This is a genomic window from Ferrimicrobium sp., assembly GCF_027364955.1.
In the GTDB taxonomy this organism is placed as follows: domain Bacteria; phylum Actinomycetota; class Acidimicrobiia; order Acidimicrobiales; family Acidimicrobiaceae; genus Ferrimicrobium.
In genome coordinates, this window is record NZ_DAHXOI010000059.1 from 1 (window position 1) to 3764 (window position 3764).

3 protein-coding genes and 1 pseudogene are annotated in these 3764 nt (G+C 60.0%); all 4 read left to right on the forward strand.

Annotation, left to right across the window (positions count from 1 at the left end; genetic code table 11):
* Window positions 1-36: 36 nt before the first annotated feature.
* Window positions 37-273: pseudogene (locus tag M7Q83_RS13875) on the forward strand (hypothetical protein); the annotation flags it as partial.
* 826 nt (window positions 274-1099) lie between these two features.
* A complete protein-coding gene (locus M7Q83_RS13880) occupies window positions 1100-1234 on the forward strand; it encodes a hypothetical protein (protein WP_298340152.1) in 135 nt (44 codons plus the stop codon).
* Window positions 1235-1391: 157 nt separating this feature from the next.
* Window positions 1392-1823, forward strand: coding sequence for a hypothetical protein (locus tag M7Q83_RS13885; protein WP_298340155.1), 432 nt, complete (start codon window positions 1392-1394; stop codon window positions 1821-1823).
* 727 nt (window positions 1824-2550) lie between these two features.
* On the forward strand, window positions 2551-3764 hold a 1214-nt coding region (locus tag M7Q83_RS13890), incomplete at its 3' end, for a DUF4143 domain-containing protein (RefSeq protein WP_298340158.1).

Consider the following 3764-nt stretch of genomic DNA (forward strand, 5'->3'; position numbering starts at 1 on the left):
GAGGATTTCTATTGAGACTTCAGGGACAAGGCAGCTGCTCTAGTCGTTCGCCTTGCTATGAATCACCCACTCCCTGACGGGAACAAGCGCGCCGCCTGGATCGCACTCCGGGTCTTCATCGAGATCAACGGTTGGGCGTGGCGGGACTACCCGTCCCCAGAGGAGGCCGAGCACGCTATGGTCGCCATTGACTCTAGCGACTGGGACGAGCAACAAGTCGCCTCATGGCTAGCCCCTCGGATCGTACCAGCTCTGACACCACCAGAGCAGTGATGGTGATCCGTGCCAGCCCGACGAGTCGATGGTCGTGCCGCGTCACTTCACGTTGTTGAGCACGAGTGGCGAGCTGGGCCGGATGCCCGTTGGATACCGATGCCTAGTGACTGGAGAGTGACTGGCGCCGTTTCGCGGACACGCCTTGGGGTCGTCGGGCTAGTAACCGAGCGGTCGAAAGTTCAGGGGTCAACCTCGCCACCAAGACCGCTAGTCAGGCGAGCACCCCGTGCGAGGGGCCTTCCAGTCTGACCAACGGCTTCTTTTTCCGGCGCTCGTCGGAGATGCGAGTTTCGCGGGTGTTTTTATCGAGGCCTGCACAACGCAGAGTACGCATGCCGATGCAGGGTGTGCGCAGGGCGACGTAGCCGGTGAGCTGCGGGTTCGTTCCGGATTGTCGTCGAGCGGTGCCCACCGAGACCCTCTTGCTCGTGCACGCCTAGGCATGCGTACGCACTGCACTGATCAACGAGATCTTGACGAGGACTGCGCCCGATGTGGTCTTCAGGCTGCTGCCGCGGCATTGCATCCGGCGAGCTGGGCGCGCGTTCGGCGCTCCCGGTGCCCCTAGCGGCTCGGGACGTTGCGATCCAGAGCCGTCGATCTGCATCGTTGGTCGGTCGCGTCGGCCGACCTGCCGTCGACGCGAGAGGGATCGTTCTGTAGGCCGCTGACTACCTCGGGAGCACCTCGACAACCGGCCCGCGAGCAATTCTCGGGTCGTACCGCTGTTCGATAGCACCCCTTGAGCGGGTGTCTTGCGGGGCGCTCCCTGGCCACACCCCTGCTGACCAGGACCGCGGAAGACTCCGGAGCAGGGTATGCCATGACCTTGACGCTTGAGGATACAGATACTGAGGTGGGTAACTATAGTTCTTTGGCGATGGGAGAGTGTGGAGAAGGCAATTTCTACGGCGGACTCAAGTATTATGTGCAGCCAGTGCATGAGTGTGTCGAGTGAGTGAGGGAAGTTGCTGCTCAACACTCTTTTGGGCCGCCAAACGCGTGGGTCGATTATGGGCATGCCCCTAGAGGATTTTGGGGAGGAGCAGTAGCCACCGCCGACTTGCACAGAGACAGAACGCCGCCTACGTGTCAATGCATAAAAGAAGAGGGCCATGAGGGTGCGAACGGGCAAGGCAGTGAATGGAACCTGGGCAAAGCTCTCGCCAGAGACGATCCCCCCCCCAACGAGACGTGCTGGGATTTGCACTGACCCAACGACAGGACAGGTGATCTTGTTTGGCGGGGAGAACGCCAGTCCTCATAGTGGTGCCTACAGCAAGACCTGGATCTTTGATGGCAAAGACTGGCACGAAGTAGCCGTGGGTGACTTGGGACCAAGGGTAACGGCGGCATCAGCTGCAACTGATCCAAGCACTGGTAATGCAGTTCTGTTCGGCGGCTTTGCCGTGCACTCCAGACTCGAGGAGTTATGGAGTTTTCTCACTCGACAGCGGTTGCCTCAGTACACGGATCACACCTGTATCCGGAAACTCATTACCCCTCACCAACTGGGAGTTGATGAACGAGTTTGCTTCGAAGTCTGACGCGGCGGCAGATAGTGTTTCCCACGCGGTGGGGTCGTTCGAGGAGGAGTATCTTGTTGCACCCCGGATCTCATCACTCGACAGAGCCCCTTAGTGTCTTTGGAGATGTCGGTAGGCAGTCTTGCACTCCGGTGCACTGACGTTTCGAGAACAGGTCCCAGTGGGTCCTACCATGGTAGTGACCATGAGTCTGCCCTGTTGATTGTGGGCAAGCGGCAAGGCGCTTGGGTGGCTCCAGCGGCTGGAGGTCCGGAGTAGTGTTTTGGGGACGCGGTGCACGAGTCAACATTTGCTATACCCAACACCGCAGACCGCCCTGACCTGCTTGTTTCCAGGTCAGCAGAAACCAAGAGCTAGCGCGGCGCTAGAGCATCTGGAGTTCGCACCTTCTTTCTTTTAATTACAAGGAACTCCTTCTCCTGCGGTCCCGATGAAGCACCGCACATGTGGGGTGACCACTCATGGACGATCTACCTCTAATCGTGCAACAATTTGGCGGACTTTCATGGTAAACGTCTACTCGTTCTTCGGGAATCCTGCTGGTTGGGTCAGGGGATCCAGCTGTGGGGCTCGAGCCCGAGGCGGTCGCTGCGGTCAGTTCCAGCAATGTATCGCCTGGCGTACGGAGCGGAACTTAAGTCACCAGTACTGTAATCCTATGCCCAGGCACCCTGCATCGCTCGGCATAGAGATACTGCAATCATCGGCCTATCGCTAAGGCCGAGGTATGAATACTGCCGAGGTGCTCGGACGGGCATACGAGCCGCGGGTAATCGACGCGCCACTGTTCCGTGCGCTCGCCGCGGCGGGTGCGGTCGTGGTCGAGGGTGCAAGGGCGACCGGTAAGACGATGACTGCCATGCACGCTGCGGGTTCCTATGCGCTCATCGACGATGCTGAAGTACAACGCGCCTTGGCCATCGCACCACGTGCGGTTCTCGAGGGGGATGCTCCACGGCTTCTCGACGAGTGGCAGGTCGCTCCCGAACTTTGGAACCTCGTGAGACGTGCCGTCGACGCGACGGTAGAACCTGGACAGTTCATCCTCACCGGATCGGCAATACCCGCTGATGACATCCCCCGCCACACCGGGGCCGGTAGGTTCCTCAGGCTCCGCCAGCGGACCATGACCTGGTACGAGAAGCTCGACGGGGCTACTCGCCAGGTAAGCATCGCTGGGCTGTTCGAAGGCGAGCGGCCGACCGCAAACATGAGGGCCGGTCCCGAACTCGACGAGGTCATAGAGAACATCCTGCGACCTGGCTTCCCTGCGATGACCACTCTGGAACCTGAACTGTCCGCAGACCGCCTGAGGGCATACATTGATGAGATCGCCCGCACCGACATAAGGCGACTAGCCGACGTGCGACACGAGCCAGACGTCATCAAGCAACTCATCGTGGCGCTGGCGCGATCCGTCACCTCCGAAGTAACGCACAGAACCCTCGCCGCCGATGTGCGGGCCGTCGCACCGACGATCAATGTCGAGACGATCAGTGACTACGTTAGACTCCTGCAACGACTGTTCATCGTGGAACCGCAGCTGCCCTGGACACCAAAACTGCGATCCCGTGCTCGCCTCCGCATCTCATCGAAGCTCCACTTGGTGGATGCGTCGCTCGCAGCAGCGGCTCTCGGAGCAGGGCCAGGGCAGCTGCACAGCGACCTGGCAATGCTTGGCGTGCTCTTCGAGAGTGCTGTTATCCACGACCTGGGGGTACTCGCGTCGACGATCAACGGCGAAGTTCGTCACTACAGGGACTCGAACGGCAAGGAGATCGATGCAATCATCATGCTCCCGGACGGACGTTGGGGAGCAGTAGAAGTTCAACTCGGCGGAACGCAGATGTTCGCGGCTGTCGAGTCGCTACACAACGTCATCGACCAGATCGATACTGACACCGTAGGTGAGCCGGCATTCCGTCTTGTCGTCACCGGCAC